This is a genomic window from Candidatus Poriferisocius sp. (assembly GCF_965202595.1).
In the GTDB taxonomy this organism is placed as follows: Bacteria; Actinomycetota; Acidimicrobiia; order Acidimicrobiales; family Bin134; genus Poriferisocius.
Window position 1 is genome coordinate 769,346 of record NZ_OZ241836.1, and the last position, 15,789, is coordinate 785,134.

The following is a 15,789-nucleotide window of genomic DNA, read 5'->3' on the forward strand; positions in this document are numbered from 1 at the left end:
CTCGGTGTGATTTATTCTGGTTTTTGTAGATCCCTGCGTAGGATTTATTCTGGTTTTTGGGTGGATTAGAGGCGGCCGAATTCGGTTACCGGCCAGATGCGCAAGAAGGCATGGCCCACTATCAGATCCTCGGATATGGGGCCGAACATCCGACTGTCGGTGGAGTTGGTCCGGTTGTCCCCCATAACGAACACATCCCCGGCCCCGACCAGGCAACCGTCGTCAATGATCGCGGCGCAGCCCGAGGGTACCGAGCCGGAGGTGATACCGGGTGATTCCAAGTAGGGCTCGTAGAGCTGCCGGTCGTTGATGTACACATTCCCCCCGACGAATTTGATCACCTCGCCAGGAAGGGCGATAACCCGTTTGATGAGGTCGTCCTCCTGGCCGCTGACCCCTCCGGGCCGTTCGAACACCACGAGGTCGCCGCGGTTGACATCGTGGAGGTCGTAGCTCAGCTTGTTGACCAGCACCCTATCCCCGTTGCTCAGGGTGGGTTCCATGGAAGTGAAGCGGATGTAGTAAGCCTGAAACAGCACTGCCCGCAGAACCAACGCCAGAACCAGCGCCCCCCCCAGCACGGCTACCCACTCCAGAGCCACCCGCAGGGTCGATTTGGCCGACTCGGGACCAGGGTCATCTCCTACCTCTTCGGGGTATCCCGGAAGGTTTGCGTCTTCTACCTTGTCCATGTCGCGGCTGAGCTTCTACCGGTACCGGGCCAGAACCCGCCATGCGGCCTGCCGATGCTGGTCAGCGGCCACCGGCGGGTCGGCATGTTCAAGTTCGGCTTGGGGACCGAGCTGCAAGAGCAGCCGCTCCAACCGGCCCACTCGGCTCACCGGCAGGGTGGCCTCGATTCCCCCGCCATCCAGGTGCACCCGTTCCTCGGTCGGGTACTGCTCGACAACCCACGAAGCCTCAGGGCTCAATCTCAGCACTACCCGGGGATCGGTATCGCGGGCTTCGAAAGCCGAGGGTGAGCTCACATCTTCGGGAGGTTCGAAAAGTTCCCCCAGAACCTCCAGCGATTTGATCCGGTCGATCCGGAACACCCGCACTCCTCCTGCCTGGCGGCAATGTCCTTGCACGTACCAGTTACCCATCTCCGAGAACACCCGGAACGGGTGGATAACGCGATCGGATTCCTGGTCCCGGCCGAAACTGAAGTAGCGGATCCGCACCTGACGGTGATCGGCGGATGCGGCCAGCAGCGGCTCGACCCACTCTCCCGCCGACTCTCCCAAGCTCACGGCCAGATCCTCGCCGACGCTCACCCCGAGTCCGGCGGCCAGCTTGGTCAGCCCCCGGCTCAGTGGGCCATCGGGGTCGGCACCGGACAATAGTGCTTCCCCCGCTCCGATCAGACCGAGGGCCTGGCTGGGACTCAGTCGGAGCGGGCGGGAGAAGTAGTCGGCGTTGCTGATCATTACCCAGTCGCCGTTGTCGTCCTCATCCAAACCCATGACATAAATCAGCTCATCAGGAGTGAACGGGTGCAACCCCACCACGAACAACACCTTGACCAGATCTTCCCGCAACTCCGCTTCGGGATAGTCGAACCGCTGAGCCACCTCGCTCAACTCCGCCCCGCCCTGGGACATGACCCAGGGCACAAGCTCCAGCATCCGCCGAAGCCGATCCCCCGCGCTCAGCCGGCTCATCGGGCGATTCCTGTGTTTGGCTCCGCGCTCATCGGGCGATTCCTGTGTTTGGCTCCGCGCTCATCGGGCGATTCCTGTGTTTGGCCACGTGCTCATCGGGCGATTCCTGTGTTTGGCCACGCGATCATCGGGCGATTCCCTCCAGCCACGCGATCATGTCGGCGCGCAGTTCGGGCGGGTCGAGAATCTCGGCGTGTTCCAGGAACTCCAGAACCGTATGGCGGAATGCATCCTGGTTGCGAACCACCACCTCGAACACCGCCGATCCGTCCTGGTCCCTTTCCGAGGGCTCCACCCCCAGGTATCTAGCAGCCCAAACCACCTGATCGGCATCGACTCTCAGCCGGGCGGTAACCGCGGGATTGGTTCCGAATTGCCACGGCTGGAGCGGTACCCAACCGGTGGCATCCTCCGGCTGCTGGAAGGCACCGGGATTGCTCAGGGTTGCCTCGCCCTCTATCCGGTCCACCCGGAAGGTGCGCTTGTCGTTGCGCCCCCGGTCGTGGCCCACCACATACCAGTGCCCCCGATCGAAGGCCAGGGTCCACGGCTCCACCGAGCGGGGCTGATCGTTGTAGATGAACTCGGCCACCCGCTGCTCGGTGACCGCCTGGAAGAGGTCCACCAGGACGGGGTGGACGGGAACCGCGGCCAACTCGGCATCCGTTCCCTCCCCCACCCTGCCCCCCAGCTTCCACAGTGCCTCGGATCCTGAAACCCCGTCGAAGCGTACCGCGGTGGCCGCCCGGTGCAGGGCCGCCAGCTCGTCGAACTCGAGGTCCATCTCCGGCAGGGAGTAGTCCTGCTTGCGGATTCGATACCCCCAGGTGTCACGTTCTCGTCCGAGTACCGCTCCGGAGATTACCGGTATGCCGGCTTCGGCCAATTCGTTCATATCCCGATGGAACGCTCGCTTGGCCGACTTCCCATTCTGGGGGTAACCCGCGGAGTCCTCTCCCCGGGCAGTACCCACCCGATCCAGCAGCTCCTCGATGGACAGGAACCGGGGCGTGTCGATGAGCGCCGCAATCAGCCGCAAAAGCCTCTCCAGCCTTACCTGCTCCGGTTTTCGTCGGGGTTCAACCACCATCAGTGCGGTTCCTGCTCCGGTTTTCGTCGGGGTTCAACCACCATCAGTGCGGTTCCTGCTCCGGTTTTCGTCGGGGTTCAACCACCATCAGGGTGACTTATCCATCGCCGGTTTCTCCACTTTCCCCGGCTGGCGTTCGGCCATCAAAGGGATTCGATCAGTTTCTCGACCCGCTCATCATGGGCCCGGAATGGATCCTTGCACAGAACGGTTCGTTGGGCCTGGTCGTTCAGCTTCAGATGCACCCAGTCCACGGTGTAATCCCGCTTGCGTTCCTTGGCTCGGCGAATGAACTCACCCCGGAGTCGGGCCCGAGTGGTGGACGGCGGGTTCTCGATAGCGTGATTTATTTCGCCGTCCCCGCACATTCGCTCAACCATGCCCCGATCCTGTATCCGGTAGAACACACTGCGTGAGCGGTTCACATCGTGGTACCGGAGATCCAGCAGGGCTACCCGAGGGTCACGCAGGGCCAAGCCATGGCGCTCCCGGTAGGCCTCGATTAGGTGGAACTTCATCACCCAGTCGCATTCCCGAGTCAGGGTAAGGGGGTCTTCGGCGATCCGGGTAAGGCAATGCTCCCACATTTGCAGGGCCTGCTTCTCCTGGGGGTCCAGATCGCGGGTTTCGGCATACTTGAGAGCGCGGTCGAGGTACTCGGATTGAATGTTCAAAGCGCTGACCTCGCGCCCGCGGGCCAAGCGAATGCGGCGAGTGCAGGTCGGGTCGTGGCTGATCTCCCGGATCGCCCGGATGGGGTTCTCCAGTGTCATGTCGCGCAGCGCCACCGATGGGTCCTCCAGCATTCGCAGCAAGATACTGGTGGCCCCCGACTTGAGGAACGTGGCGTACTCGCTCATGTTGGAATCGCCCACGATCACATGAAGCCGCCGGTAGCGCTCGGCATCCGCGTGAGGCTCATCGCGGTTGTTGATGATGGGCCGGGAGCGGGTGGTCGAGCTCGAGATACCCTCCCAGATGTGCTCGGCCCGCTGGCTCATGCAGTAGGTCGCGCCCCGGGCGGTCTGGAGCACCTTGCCCGCCCCGGCGTAGATCTGGCGGCTGATCAGAAAGGGGATCAGCACCTCGGCGTACTCGATGAAATCGTCGCGCCGGGTGGTCAGGTAGTTCTCGTGGCAGCCGTAGCTGTTGCCGGCCGAGTCGGTGTTGTTCTTGAACAGGTAGATGTCGCCCTGGATTCCCTCCTCCTGGAGGCGGATTTCCGCGTTCTTCGCCAGTGTCTCCAGGATGCGTTCCCCGGCTTTGTCATGGGCCACCAGGTCGTAGACGGAGTCGCACTCCGGCGTGGCGTATTCGGGGTGTGAACCTACGTCCAGGTACAACCGGGCCCCGTTCACCAGGAACACGTTGCTGCTACGCCCCCAGGACACCACCCGGCGGAACAAGTAGCGGGCCACCTCATCAGGACTGAGTCGCCTATGGCCCCGAAGCGCGCAGGTAATGCCATACTCGGTTTCGATTCCCAGGATGCGGCGGTCCATGTTTACTCGGTTTCGATTCCCAGGATGCGGCGGTCCATGTTTACTCGGTTTCGATTCCCAGGATGCGGCGGTCCATCAGCCGAATAACCCGGCCAGGTCTTCGCCCTCAATTCTTTTGAACGCTCTTCGCCCGGTTTCCCGGCTCAGGATGGCCACCTCCAGGTCGTCGGCAACCAGCGTCCTTTCCGGTCCGGACAGCGCCGCCGCCGCCGCCCTGACCGCATCGCCCACATCCCAGTCGGGGTCATAGGTTTGCCCCAACCGCTCGGCTATCGAATCGGCCTCTCCCCCCAGCACTGTGTAACCGGCCTCGTCGTTGACCGTACCGTCGTAGAGGACATGGAACATCTGATCATGGTCGGGGCCGGATGCCACCTCGGCCACCAGGATCTCCACCTCCATGGGTTTCATCTCATGGGTGAAGGTTTGCCCCAGCAGTTGGGCGTACTGGTTGGCCAGGCTTCGGGCCTCCACATCCTCGCGGCTGTAGGTGTAGCCCTTGAGGTCGGCGTGGCGCACCCCGGCGATACGGAGTTGGTCGAACTCGTTGTAGCGGCCCACCCCGGCGAACGCGATGCGGTCGTATATCTCGCTCACCTTGCGCAGGGTGTTGGACCGGTTCTCGGCGCAGATCAGGATTCCGTCCCGCACGCTCAAAGCGGTAAGGGCCCGTCCCCGGGCGATGCCCTTGCGAGCGTAATCGGCCCGGTCCTTCATGAGCTGCTCGGGTGCCACGTAGAACGGCATGGTCATCGGACATCACCGCCTCTGACCTCCAGGCCGGCCAGCAGATTCCGGAAGCGGGCTTCCACATCGGTGTCGGGGACCCGCTCGAAGCCGTTTTCGTCTATGAGCGCCACAATCGGGTAGATGCCCCGCACCAGGTCGGGCCCGCCGGTGGCCGCATCCTCCTCCGCGGTGTTGAACAGCGCCGATACGGCCAGGTCGATCATCTCGCCGGCCTCGGCCTCGGAGCGGTAGCCCAGCTTTATGACCGTACCCGCGTGCAGGCTTCCCGATCCCCCGACCGCGTACTCCCGCTCCTCGTAGCGGCCACCGGTCACGTCGTACTGGAACAACCGTCCGACTCCCCTGGTGGTGTCGAAGCCGGCGAACAGCGGGACCACGGCAAACCCCTGAAGGGCGGCCGGCAGGTTGTTGCGAATCATAATGCCCAACTGGTTGGCCTTACCGTCGAGGCTTAGAGCCTTGCCCTCCACCTTCTCGTAATGCTCCAGTTGCAATTGAAAAAGTCTCACCATCTCCATGGCCGGCCCGGCTGCTCCGGCGATGGCCACCCCGGAGTAGCGGTCGGCGGCAAACACCTTCTCGATGGTCCGGTGGCTGATGAGGTGCCCCGCGGTGGCCCGGCGATCTCCGGCCATGACCACGCCCTGCCGGCAGCGGATGGCGACCACCGTGGTGGCGTGGGTGATGACCATGTCGGAAGAAGGAAGGTCGATCCTCGGTGGCATCGACCCGCTGGAACGCAGTAGGGCCGCGAAATCAGGACCGGGATCGCCCTCGGATTCGAAGAGGGGCAGCGTCACGGTTGGCAGGTTACCGCTACTGTCCACCCTTTTGGATATAGGACTTCACGAAGTCCTCGGCGTTGGACTCCAGCACCTCGTCGATCTCGTCCAGCAACTCGTCGAACTCGGCCTTCAGCTCGTCGCCCTGCCGTGAAGCTGCCGGGGTGTCCTGGATGTCGGTCTGATCGCGCTGGTTTGCCGACTTCCTGATCTGCTCTCTCTTGGCCATCGCCTCCCCTTCCTACCGGTAGCGTCCCTGCCACGATACCGCGCTAACCATAGGTTGGATACGGATTGTCGAAACCGGCTCAGCATCGGCATGGATAGGGATTGTCGAAACCGGCTCAGCATCGGCATGGATACGGATTGTTTATACCGCGCTAACCATAGGATGGGTATAAATTGTTTATACCGCGCTCAGCGCAGGTACGGGTCCCGCAGGTGTTCGAGCAGGTCGGTTGCGGTTCGGCAGCCGGCCAGCAGGTCCTCGACATGATCCGCTCCCCCCCGGGTGGGTTCCATCATCGATACCCGCCGCAGCGATTCACCACCCACGTCGAACACGATGGAGTCCCAGTTGGCGGCCACGATGCTGGGGGCCCACCGCTTCAGGCACTGGCCCCGGAAGTAGGCCCGGGTATCGACAGGGGGGTCGGTGACGGCTGAGTTGACCCGGTCGGCCGGAATCAGCGTCTCCAGACCCGCTCGGGCCGCCACCGATCGCTCGGGCCGCAGGTCGTGGTACTGGAGGTCGAGCGCAGCCAGGCGGGCATCGTCGGGTCGCAGGTTGTGGCGCTCGGCCAAGCCCCGGATCAACCGGTACTTGGCCACCCAGTCGAGCTGGGAGGCCAGGCTCATGGGGTCGGATTCCAGCCCGGTCAGGATCTGCTCCCACCGGTCGATCACCATGTTGCCCACCGTGGGGCCCACCACATCGAGCCCGTGGCTGTCGGCGTACTTGCGGGCTTGGTCCATCAGGTCCCACTGGATCTCCAGCGCGGTGGCGGTGGTTCCGTCGGCCAGTACCAGCGGATGGGTCAGACTCAGGTCGTAGGACACCTGGCGCATGGCCTGAACCGGTTGCTGGAACTGAAAATCCCGGGCCAAAAAGTTGTCCTCAACCATGGCCAGCACGATGGCGGTGGTTCCCACCTTGAGAAATGTGGCCACCTCGGCCATGTTGGCATCCCCGGTGATGACGTGGAGGCGGCGGTAGGCCCGGGAATCGGCGTGGGGCTCGTCGCGGGTGTTGATGATCGGACGCTTCAGCGTGGTCTCCAGCCCCACCTCCTCCTCGAAGAAGTCGGCTCTTTGAGTTATCTGGAAAGGCACCTCTTCGGTGGTCAGCCCCGGGGCCTCGGAGCCGACCTTGCCCGAGCCGGTGAATATCTGGCGAGTTATCAGGTGGGCGGTGGCATGAATCACGATCCGGGAGAAGGGGGTGGAGCGGGCCATGAGATAGTTCTCGTGGCAGCCGTAGCTGTTGCCCTTGCCGTCGGAGTTGTTCTTGTACACCACCAGCTCCTGGCCGGGGGGCAGGATTCGGGCCGCGGCCAGCATCGAGCGTCGCAGGATGAGTTCGGCGGCCTTGTCGAATCGGGTTACTTCCAGGGCGTTGCTGCACTCGGGGGTGGACAGCTCGGGGTGGGCATGATCCACGTAGTAGCGGGCCCCGTTGGTGAGCACGGCGTTCACCAGGTGGGTTTCGATCTCCGGGGCCAGCGACTCCAGGGGGGTGATGCCCCGGATGTCGTTGCCCGGCATCTCGTCCTCGAAGTCCCAGTTGACCCCGAACGCCGGTCCTCCCTCGCCGGTGTGTTCCGCCTCCGACAGGTAGGAGTTGATCAGCAAGGAGGATGCCAGGATCGGGTGTGAGTCCTCGGTGCCGGTGTGCGCGATCCCGAACTCGGTCTCAATGCCGCAGATCTTCGGAACGGCCATGGGGGCACGCTATCCGAACTTGGTTGCCGCTTCGGGGGTTGTATCCGAACTTGACCAAAGCTGGGGGGTGTGGCGGTTACAGGTACTGGCCGGGGCCGACCCTTTCGATGGAACGGCCACCCTGGTTGGAGTCCTCGCTGGACAGCAGCGTGCGGACGAACACGATATGTTCCCCCTTCTTGCCCGAGATCTTGGCCCAGTCGTCGGGGTTCGTGGTGTTGGGCAGATCCTCGTGCTCCCGGTACTCCTGGTGCACCGACTCCAGCAGGTCGTTGATATGGATGCCCGGTGCCCCCCCGGCGATCAAGCGCTTGATCGCCAGTTTCTTGGCCCGGCGCACCACGTTCTCGATCATGGCCCCGGAGGCGAAGTCCTTGAAGTACATGATCTCCTTGTCGCCGTTCTGGTAGGTCACCTCCAGGAACTGGTTGCGCTCCTCCTCCAGGAACATCTCGACCACGGTCTGCTCAATCATGGCTTGGATCGCCTTGTCCGGGTCCCCCCCACCCATTGTCTCCACCATCTCCGTGGCGATGGGCAGATCGGTGGTTAGGTAGCGGGCGAAGATGGCGGTCGCGGCGTCGGTATCGGGGCGCTGAATCTTTATCTTCACGTCGAGGCGCCCGGGTCTCAGGATGGCAGGATCTATTAGATCCTCACGGTTGGAGGCCCCGATCACGATCACGTTCCGCAAAGTTTCAACCCCGTCTATCTCGGCGAGCAACTGGGGAACCACGGTGGACTCCATGTCGGAGCTGATGCCGGTGCCCCGGGTTCGGAACAGCGACTCCATCTCGTCGAAGAAAACGATCACCGGCCATCCCTCGGCCGACTTCTCCCGGGCCCGTTGAAACACCAGCCGAATCTGGCGCTCGGTCTCGCCCACATATTTGTTGAGCAGTTCGGGGCCCTTGATGTTGAGAAAGTAGGAGCGGGCCTCCCGGTCGGAACTTCTCTCAGCCACCTTGGCGGCCAGGGAGTTGGCCACCGCCTTGGCGATTAGGGTCTTGCCGCAGCCCGGCGGGCCGTACAGCAGGATGCCCTTGGGGGCGGGCAGTTGGTATTCGGCGAACAGGTCCTGGTGCATGAAGGGAAGCTCCACGGCATCGGTGATCTGCTCGATCTGCTGGTCGAGCCCCCCGACCTGCTCGTAGGTGATGTCGGGCACTTCCTCCAGTAGCAGATCCTCGACCTCGGGGCGGGGCAGGCGTTCGATAACAAGCCCGGAGCGGGCATCCATCAACGCGGTGTCGCCACTGTTCAGCGGCTGGTTGATCATTTCGGTGGCCAGTTTCACCACCATCTCCTCGTCGGCCCGTCCGACGATGATGGCCCTCCGTCCGCAGCTCAGCACCTCCTTGACCGTCACCACCTCGCCGGTTCCGTCACCCACCCGGGACAGCACCACGTTCAGCGATTCGTTCAGAACCACTTCCTGGCCTCGGCGCAGATCGCCGGCCTCGACCCCGGGATGCATTGAGACCCGCATCTTGCGGCCTCCGGAGAAGACATCCACCGTGCCGTCGTCGTTGAGGTCCAGAAATGTTCCGTAAGCCGATGGGGGTTGCGTGAGCTTGTCCACCTCCTCACGCAGGGTGGATATGTGCTCCCGGGCCTCGCGCAGGGTGTAGGTGAGCTTCTCGTTCTGGGAGACGGCCTTGGCCAACTGCCCTTTTGTTTCCAGCAGTCGCTCTTCCAGGGTCCTCACCCTCTTGGGGGCATCCTGGAGTTTTTGGCGAAGCGAGACCACCTCCTCCTCCAGCGCGGCCAACCGTTCGTCCGGAGCAGCTTTGTTGCCCGACCGGTCTCCTTTTGTCCCGGTGCCCTTTTTTGTTGCGGCGCCCTTGTTCGTTGCGGTGCTCTTTTTTGTTGCGGCACCCTTGTTCGTTGCGGTGCTCTTTTTTGTTGCGGCACCCTTGTTCGTCCCGGTGCCCTTGTTCGTCACGGTGTTCCCGTCCGCCATATTTGCCCGATTTTATACATAACATCGTGGATTGCCCCCCGTATGGCCCATATCGGGTTCGTATCGGCTACACTGGGGGCAACTCGGGCGCTCACCGTGCTCACCAATCACAGCTTCCAACGAAAGGGTCACCGTACCGATGCAAATGAAGGTCTGGATCGATCAGGATCTCTGCACGGGTGATGGTCTCTGTGAGGAGATCGCCCCCGATGTCTTCACGTTGCTCGACGACGGCTTGGCCTACGTCAAGGAGGGTGACAAGGTGTTCAGCGACCCGGGTGGGGTTGAGGGGCTGGCCATCGTTCCCGAGGGGCAGGAGGAGGCCACCATCGAGTCGGCCGAGGAATGCCCCGGGGAGTGCATCTTCATCGAGGTCTGATAGCCGGCGGTATGGCCCACCACTTCGGTGGTCGGTCACTGGGTGGCTAGCCGGCGGGCGGTGGTTACGAATCCGGTATGGCCCACCATGCGGTGCTCGGGTCGAATCGCATTTTCCTTGATGTGCCAGTGGCGGTGCAGAACCTCGACGGTGGATGCCATGGTCCACTGCCCGTTGTCGCAGGCCTCGTGCAGTTGTGCGGCCTGCACGATGCTGGGGGTGTAGGCCACCAGGATGCCACCGGGACGTAGCGAGGCCGCGGCGTGGGGGACGACCTGCCAGGGTTCCGGCAGATCCAGCACCACCCGGTCCAGATCCTCGGCATCGATCCCCTGGTAGGCATCCCTGATCTCCACCTGGTAGCGATCGGCGGCCTCCGAGCCCAGGAACCGGTTCACGTTCTCGGCGGCTCGCAGGGCAAAGTCCTCCCTTATCTCGTACCCCACCACCACAGCCCCGGCTCGAAGCAGGCTCAGCGAGAGTGCCCCCGAGCCCACTCCCGACTCCAGCAGGCGCGCTCCGGGGAACACGTCGGCCAGCATCAGCATCGCTGCGCTGTCCTTGGGGTATACCACCTGCGCTCCCCGGGGCATTTTGAGGACATAGTCGTGGAGCGTGGGGCGCCAAACGGTCAGCTCGGCGTTTCTGGTGGTGCGCACCCGCATTCCCTCGGAGCCACCGATTAAAGCGTCATGGGCCACCGATCCGGCATGGGTGTGGAACTCCTGCCTCTCGACCAGGGTGATCAGGTACCGGCGCCCCTTCCGGTCGGTGAGAAGGACAGGTTCACCGGCTTGCAGGGCTCGGCGGCTCACTGCGGTTCTTTGGGCAGGGCTCGGCGGCTCACTGCGGTTCTTTGGGCAGGGCTCGGCGGCTCACTGCGGTTCTTTGGGCAGGGCTCGGCGGCTCACCGCGGTTCGTCGGGTAAATGGGATATGAGCAGGCTCTCGCCGGGCAACAGTTCATCGGTGAACACCGGGCGCAGATTGCGAGTGCCGGCCACTCGGCGCAGAAGGTGGATTCCCCAGGCCAGCCCGCCCAGGACAAGCCAGCCGCGCTGCCCGCCGAACAAGCCCCGCACCACGGCCTGGCGACGCAGATGGCCCAAGGGATCGGGCATCCTCCGGCCCGATCCAACCCGGTGCATCAATCGGTTGGGCCCGCGCCTTCCCATCCGATCAGACCCGGCGGATTTCGACCACGGTCCGGCCGGCCCGGCCTCGCCGCCTTCCCAGTACGAAGGCCAGCACCACCAGCATCAACAGAACGGCAGCGCCCGCGCCCAGCAGTGGAGTGCGGGCCGATTCGGCGGTGGTTCCCAAGCTGTCCTTCAACTCGGAGAACTTGGCCCGGATGTCCTCCCTGCTTATGTTCTCGCTGCTCGAATCCGCAGTACTCATGAACGGTCTCCTCCCGAGGTCCGGGTCTTTATTGCGATGGCGGCGGCCAGCACCAACACCACCCCGGCCAGCACCACCAAATAGGGCAGGACACCCATATTGCCGTCGAACACCCCGGAGGCTTCGGTTTGGAGCAGGCGCAAACCGGCTATGACCAGAAAGATCAGCCCGATGCCGATGCTCAGCGCCCCGAGTATGCCCAGCTTCAGCGTTTTGCCGAGCTGGGACAGCGGCACCACGATCTCCTGCCGGGCGTAGCCGCTTACAAGGGTCTTCAACTCGGCCATCACCTTGTTTGGCGGGTTGCCGTTTGGTGGGTTGCCGTCGGGGGTGCTGTTGGAACGATCGGACACGATTCCCTCCTGCCGGTGGTCAGCCTATCCCGATAAACCCCAGCTACCCCATACCCATCTGGATTCAGGCTCGGAGTGTCTGTTCGGTTGGGTGGATTCAGGCTCGGAGTGTCTGTTCGGTTGGGTGGATTCAGGCTCGGAGTGTCTGTTCGGTTGGGGCTATCCCATCTGGATGCGGGCTCGGAGCATTGTCTCCAAGGTCGGGTGGCACTTTTAATTTATGGTCGAAGGGTTGTCCAGCCGCGTTAGCCGCGACGGATGGGTTCGAGGTCGATGTCGTCGAGGCTCTGCACCGCTTCCAGCGTGCTCAGGTGGCGCACGATCCGATCCCCCAGATCCCGGACGGCCCGGTTGTCGTCGGTTCCCGGTTGGTTGGCCATGAACACGAACGTCACTTCCTGGTCCAGGCCGATGTCGATGTAGCCCATTATCACCGCAGTGCCGGATGTCCCCCCGGCCAGTGCGGTGATGCGTCCTGGCTCACGGGTACCGGCTAGCCGCTCCCGGAGTGGACCGTCGTCGGCTCCAGTCGGTAGGAGCTCGTGGAACAGGGGGCTGAACTCCTGGTTTTGGAGCAGCGAGGCAAACGCCGGGCAGGTTGCCATATTGGCCGGGTCAATTCCCGAGCCGTCGAATTGCACAAGTTGCGACCGGTCGGCATCGACCCCCGCATTGTCCAATGTGTCCATTACTGCCTGGAGCCCTGCGCTGGTACTGCCGGTTTCCGACACGGCCAGACCGATCTCCTTGAGCAGTAGCTCGATGGTCTCGATATCCCGATTGGTCAGTATCTGTTGGTACAGGTCCGAGAGCGGTTCCGACTTGATCGATGCCAGCTCGTAGCTCTCACCATCTTCGGGGATCGCCTCGGAGCGGGGGCTGACGCGGATGACCACCTGCCGGTCCTCCAGCATGTCGTCAAAAAGCGCGGCGGCGTAGAAGGGCGGGTCCTCCGCGGCCAGGTAGACCCCCTCTGTGACCTGCTCCTGTAGCCAGCCGTCGCTGAATTGCAGCGCCAGCAGGGTGCCGATCTTCTTGGATTCGATGAGGGGTTGCGGCCAGGTCGGGACGTAGCGGAGGTCGTCATAGCGGGAGGTGTCGCCCACCACCGCACCGGTGACCAGGGTGAGGCCGTTGTCCACCAGCAACTGGGCCAGGTTCTCGATGGGGGTGTGCAGCGGGTTCTGCTCCTCGGTCAGGGTGGCCCGGAATGCCTCGGTGAGCAGCAGGGGATCACCCCCGCCCACCAGGTAGATGTCTCCGTTCACCACCCCCCTTTCCATGGGTACGGTGGACTTGACCGAGGTGGTGAACGTGTGATCGGGGCCGAGCACCTTATGGGCGGTGGCCAGGGTGGTCAGTATTAGAGCCTCGGAGGGCGCTACCTGGATGTTGGTACCGCTCTCGTAGATCGGAGTCACGCGGTTGTCGCCGGTGACGGTGAGGCACGCCGCCGCGGGGGCGGTGGCCATGAGGTCGTCCAGGGTGGTTGAGAAGTCGGGTTCTGTCAGCGACGGGGTCAGAATGTCCCGCAGGCGAAGGGTGGAGATCAAAGGCGTGCCCACCCCCGGCAGGGCGGAGCTGTCGGTGGCCACCTCACCGAGATCCTGGTGGAGCCGGTTGCTCAGGGTGTTGGAGCCGATGAGCGCCCCGAGGGCTACCGCCAAAAGCAGAAGGGGCATCGGGATCCGGCGCACTGGGCTCATCCTAGGTGGCGCTTGCGCCATCTGGCGTACCACCACAGATGGTGCAGAGCCCGGACCGCCCGATCGGCCGAGGGGAAGCAGTAGCGGTTTCCGGCCGCCACCGTGGCGGGTCCGGAGTTGCCGGGCTGGGTGATGGACAGTTCGGTGGCGGTCAGGATGGGTTTACCGGTCCGGATCGAGGCATCGGCCGCGGCTTGGGCGAAGCGGCTGTCCTGGCGCTCGTGGTACTCGCAGATGCGGGCGAGTTCGGCCGAGTCGAAGAACGGGCCCGACCGCATGTGGGAGGCGGTGTTGGCCTGGATGCCCATTCCCAGATACACGACGGCATCCACCTCGGGGTGCTCGGCCACCAGGTGGATGGCCTCCGGGATGGTGTCACGACTCTCGCCCCCGGCCAGATCGATGGGGTTGTGGCGGCTCCAGCGGGGTGGCACCAACCTGTCGATGGCCGCTTCCAGGTCTTTGGGCAGGGGGATCAACTCCAAACCGGATCCCGACACCGCGTCGGCGGCGATGACCCCCCATCCGCCCGCACTCGAGAGCACCAGCGTGCGGGGACCGGCCGGCAGGGGTTGGGTGGCGAAAGCGGCCACCGCATCAAAGGCCTCCTCCACGGTGGTGGCTCGTACCGCGCCGCTCTGGCGCACCATCCCATCGAATATCCGGTCGTCGGTGGCCAGGGCTCCGGTGTGGCCGGCGGCGGCTTGCGCTCCTCTGGGAGTGGTTCCCCCCTTGACCAGCACCACCGGCTTGGCCTCGGCCGCTTTTCGGATGGCGGTGGCGAAACGCCTACCGTCGCCGACCCCCTCGACGTAGGCGGCCATGGCCCCGGTCCAGGGGTCGTCGGCGAACCAACCCAGATAGTCGACCACCTCCACCATGGCCGCGTTGCCCGCGCTCACTGCCCGGCTTATGCCCACCTTGCTGTGGGTGGCGTAGTTCATGAACGCCGATACCAGGTTGCCCGACTGGCTGGCTACCGCCACCGGGCCGGGGGGCGGAACCGGGGCCACGATCTGGGCGGCCAGCCCGGCCGGGGTGGAGATGAGCCCCTGCCCGTTGGGGCCGGCCACCACCATGTTCAGCGACCGGGCCAGATCCACCAGTTCCTCCTCGGCCCGAGCCCCTTCGGCCCCGGCTTCCCGGAATCCCCCCGAGGTGATGAACGCGGCCCCGATACCCCGGCCGGCTGCCGACCGCAGGATGCCGGCGCAGGCTCGAGGGGGGGTGCAGACAACCACCAGATCGGCGGCCCCGGCCGGCACTTCGTCCATTGATGCCACCGTCTCCAATCCCAGGATTGTCGGTCGCTCGGGGTTGGTGGCGAACACCGGCCCGCCGAACCCACCCGCCAGCACGTTGTGAAGAGCGACGAAGCCGAACTTGCCCGGGTGGGTGGAGGCCCCCGCCACCACCACTCCTCGGGGATTGAACAAGAGATCGAACGGGGCCGGGCTCATGGTCCGCTGGTCACCACCGGGGCATCCACCGCCGGGCCGCTGGTCACTACCAGGGCATCCACCGCCACCGGCAGGCCGTTGCGAATCACCAGGGGATTCACGTCCACGGCTTGGATGCCGTCGTCCCGGGCGGCTTCGGCCAGGCTCAAGAGGGCACCGATCAGTGCATCCCGGTTGACCGCGGGTTCGCCTCTCTGGGGGTCCAGCAGGGTGGGAACTCCCAGGTCGTCGATCATGTCCTGGCAATCCACCGCCCCCACCGGAAGCAGGCGGAACACCACCGTGCCGATTGCCTCGGCCAACACTCCGCCCAAACCGAGCATGAGCGCGGCCCCGAACTGCGGAGTATGCACGACACCGGCGATCAGCTCCCGATGCCCGGACACCATCTCCGACACCAGAAGCCCCACGTCACCGTCGCTCTCGGTGGCCGCGCCCAGAAGCTCCTGGCCCGCCGCCCGCACGGCCTCGGGGTTGTCGAGGCCCAAGCGCACCAACCCCCGCTCGCTCTTGTGGGCCAGATTCTCACCGCACAGTTTCACAGCCACGTCACCCCCGATCGCCACCGCGGCCGCCACCGCCTCTTCCGGGGATCGAACCAGCTCGTCCCGGCTCACCGGCACTCCGTGCGCAGCCAGCAGCCTCTTGGAATCGAACTCCGACAACGAACCCATGTCCCCAACAAACTACCCCCACTCCCGCTCTTGCCTCTCATGGAATCCCGCATTGCCGCTTTGGCCTCTCATGGAATCCCGCATTGCCGCTTTTGCCTACTCTCCCCAGTCCATGATCTCTTGTA

At 64.2% G+C, this 15,789-nt stretch carries 17 protein-coding genes; 1 reads left to right on the forward strand and 16 read right to left on the reverse strand.

All coding sequences use genetic code 11. The features are described 5' to 3' along the window. Positions 1-65 precede the first annotated feature (65 nt). The 9 genes from lepB to arc all read right to left on the reverse strand — a co-directional run bounded on the left by lepB (position 66) and on the right by arc (position 9,692). Complete coding sequence (gene lepB / locus ACOGXC_RS03950; protein ID WP_419919414.1) at positions 66-692, reverse strand: signal peptidase I; 627 nt, start codon at positions 690-692, stop codon at positions 66-68. Positions 693-707: 15 nt separating this feature from the next. Next, positions 708-1,664 (reverse strand): helix-turn-helix transcriptional regulator, encoded by a 957-nt coding sequence (locus ACOGXC_RS03955; RefSeq protein WP_419919415.1) that lies wholly within the window; start codon positions 1,662-1,664, stop codon positions 708-710. 124 nt (positions 1,665-1,788) lie between these two features. Next, on the reverse strand, positions 1,789-2,754 hold the full coding sequence (locus tag ACOGXC_RS03960; protein ID WP_419919416.1) for a helix-turn-helix transcriptional regulator: 966 nt from the start codon (positions 2,752-2,754) through the stop codon (positions 1,789-1,791). Between the two features lie 143 nt (positions 2,755-2,897). After that, positions 2,898-4,256, reverse strand: coding sequence for a Pup--protein ligase (gene pafA, locus ACOGXC_RS03965; protein WP_419919417.1), 1,359 nt, complete (start codon positions 4,254-4,256; stop codon positions 2,898-2,900). Positions 4,257-4,331: 75 nt separating this feature from the next. Further along, the gene (gene prcA / locus ACOGXC_RS03970; protein ID WP_419919418.1) at positions 4,332-5,009 is read right to left on the reverse strand and encodes a proteasome subunit alpha; all 678 of its coding nucleotides are present in this window, start codon (positions 5,007-5,009) and stop codon (positions 4,332-4,334) included. Further along, positions 5,006-5,806 carry a proteasome subunit beta gene (gene prcB, locus ACOGXC_RS03975; protein ID WP_419919419.1) on the reverse strand — a complete coding sequence of 267 codons (801 nt, stop codon included), beginning with the start codon at positions 5,804-5,806 and terminating at the stop codon, positions 5,006-5,008. The genes prcA and prcB overlap by 4 nt, the downstream gene beginning before the upstream one ends. Before the next feature lie 16 nt (positions 5,807-5,822). After that, positions 5,823-6,017 carry a ubiquitin-like protein Pup gene (locus ACOGXC_RS03980; RefSeq protein WP_419919420.1) on the reverse strand — a complete coding sequence of 65 codons (195 nt, stop codon included), beginning with the start codon at positions 6,015-6,017 and terminating at the stop codon, positions 5,823-5,825. A gap of 188 nt (positions 6,018-6,205) precedes the next feature. After that, positions 6,206-7,729: a depupylase/deamidase Dop gene (dop, locus tag ACOGXC_RS03985; protein ID WP_419919421.1), complete on the reverse strand. Its 1,524-nt coding sequence runs from the start codon at positions 7,727-7,729 to the stop codon at positions 6,206-6,208. A gap of 76 nt (positions 7,730-7,805) precedes the next feature. Further along, positions 7,806-9,692 (reverse strand): proteasome ATPase, encoded by a 1,887-nt coding sequence (arc, locus tag ACOGXC_RS03990; RefSeq protein WP_419919422.1) that lies wholly within the window; start codon positions 9,690-9,692, stop codon positions 7,806-7,808. A gap of 145 nt (positions 9,693-9,837) precedes the next feature. On the opposite strand from arc, the gene ACOGXC_RS03995 reads away from it, so the two are divergent. Further along, a complete protein-coding gene (locus ACOGXC_RS03995; RefSeq protein ID WP_419920008.1) occupies positions 9,838-10,071 on the forward strand; it encodes a ferredoxin in 234 nt (77 codons plus the stop codon). A gap of 35 nt (positions 10,072-10,106) precedes the next feature. Here the strand turns inward: ACOGXC_RS03995 and ACOGXC_RS04000 are convergent, their stop codons facing one another. The 7 genes from ACOGXC_RS04000 to ACOGXC_RS04030 all read right to left on the reverse strand — a co-directional run bounded on the left by ACOGXC_RS04000 (position 10,107) and on the right by ACOGXC_RS04030 (position 15,664). Further along, positions 10,107-10,886, reverse strand: coding sequence for a tRNA (adenine-N1)-methyltransferase (locus ACOGXC_RS04000; protein WP_419919423.1), 780 nt, complete (start codon positions 10,884-10,886; stop codon positions 10,107-10,109). A gap of 92 nt (positions 10,887-10,978) precedes the next feature. After that, positions 10,979-11,191, reverse strand: a complete 213-nt coding sequence (locus ACOGXC_RS04005; RefSeq protein ID WP_419919424.1) for a hypothetical protein — start codon at positions 11,189-11,191, stop codon at positions 10,979-10,981. Between the two features lie 58 nt (positions 11,192-11,249). Further along, positions 11,250-11,471 (reverse strand): hypothetical protein, encoded by a 222-nt coding sequence (locus tag ACOGXC_RS04010; protein WP_419919425.1) that lies wholly within the window; start codon positions 11,469-11,471, stop codon positions 11,250-11,252. Further along, positions 11,468-11,824: a hypothetical protein gene (locus ACOGXC_RS04015; RefSeq protein WP_419919426.1), complete on the reverse strand. Its 357-nt coding sequence runs from the start codon at positions 11,822-11,824 to the stop codon at positions 11,468-11,470. Before ACOGXC_RS04015 ends, ACOGXC_RS04010 begins: the two co-directional genes overlap by 4 nt. A 245-nt stretch (positions 11,825-12,069) precedes the next feature. Next, on the reverse strand, positions 12,070-13,521 hold the full coding sequence (locus tag ACOGXC_RS04020) for a D-alanyl-D-alanine carboxypeptidase (RefSeq protein WP_419919427.1): 1,452 nt from the start codon (positions 13,519-13,521) through the stop codon (positions 12,070-12,072). Between the two features lie 5 nt (positions 13,522-13,526). Continuing rightward, positions 13,527-14,990, reverse strand: coding sequence for an acetate--CoA ligase family protein (locus tag ACOGXC_RS04025; RefSeq protein ID WP_419919428.1), 1,464 nt, complete (start codon positions 14,988-14,990; stop codon positions 13,527-13,529). Further along, the gene (locus ACOGXC_RS04030) at positions 14,987-15,664 is read right to left on the reverse strand and encodes an acetate--CoA ligase family protein (RefSeq protein ID WP_419919429.1); all 678 of its coding nucleotides are present in this window, start codon (positions 15,662-15,664) and stop codon (positions 14,987-14,989) included. Before ACOGXC_RS04030 ends, ACOGXC_RS04025 begins: the two co-directional genes overlap by 4 nt. Positions 15,665-15,789: the final 125 nt, after the last annotated feature.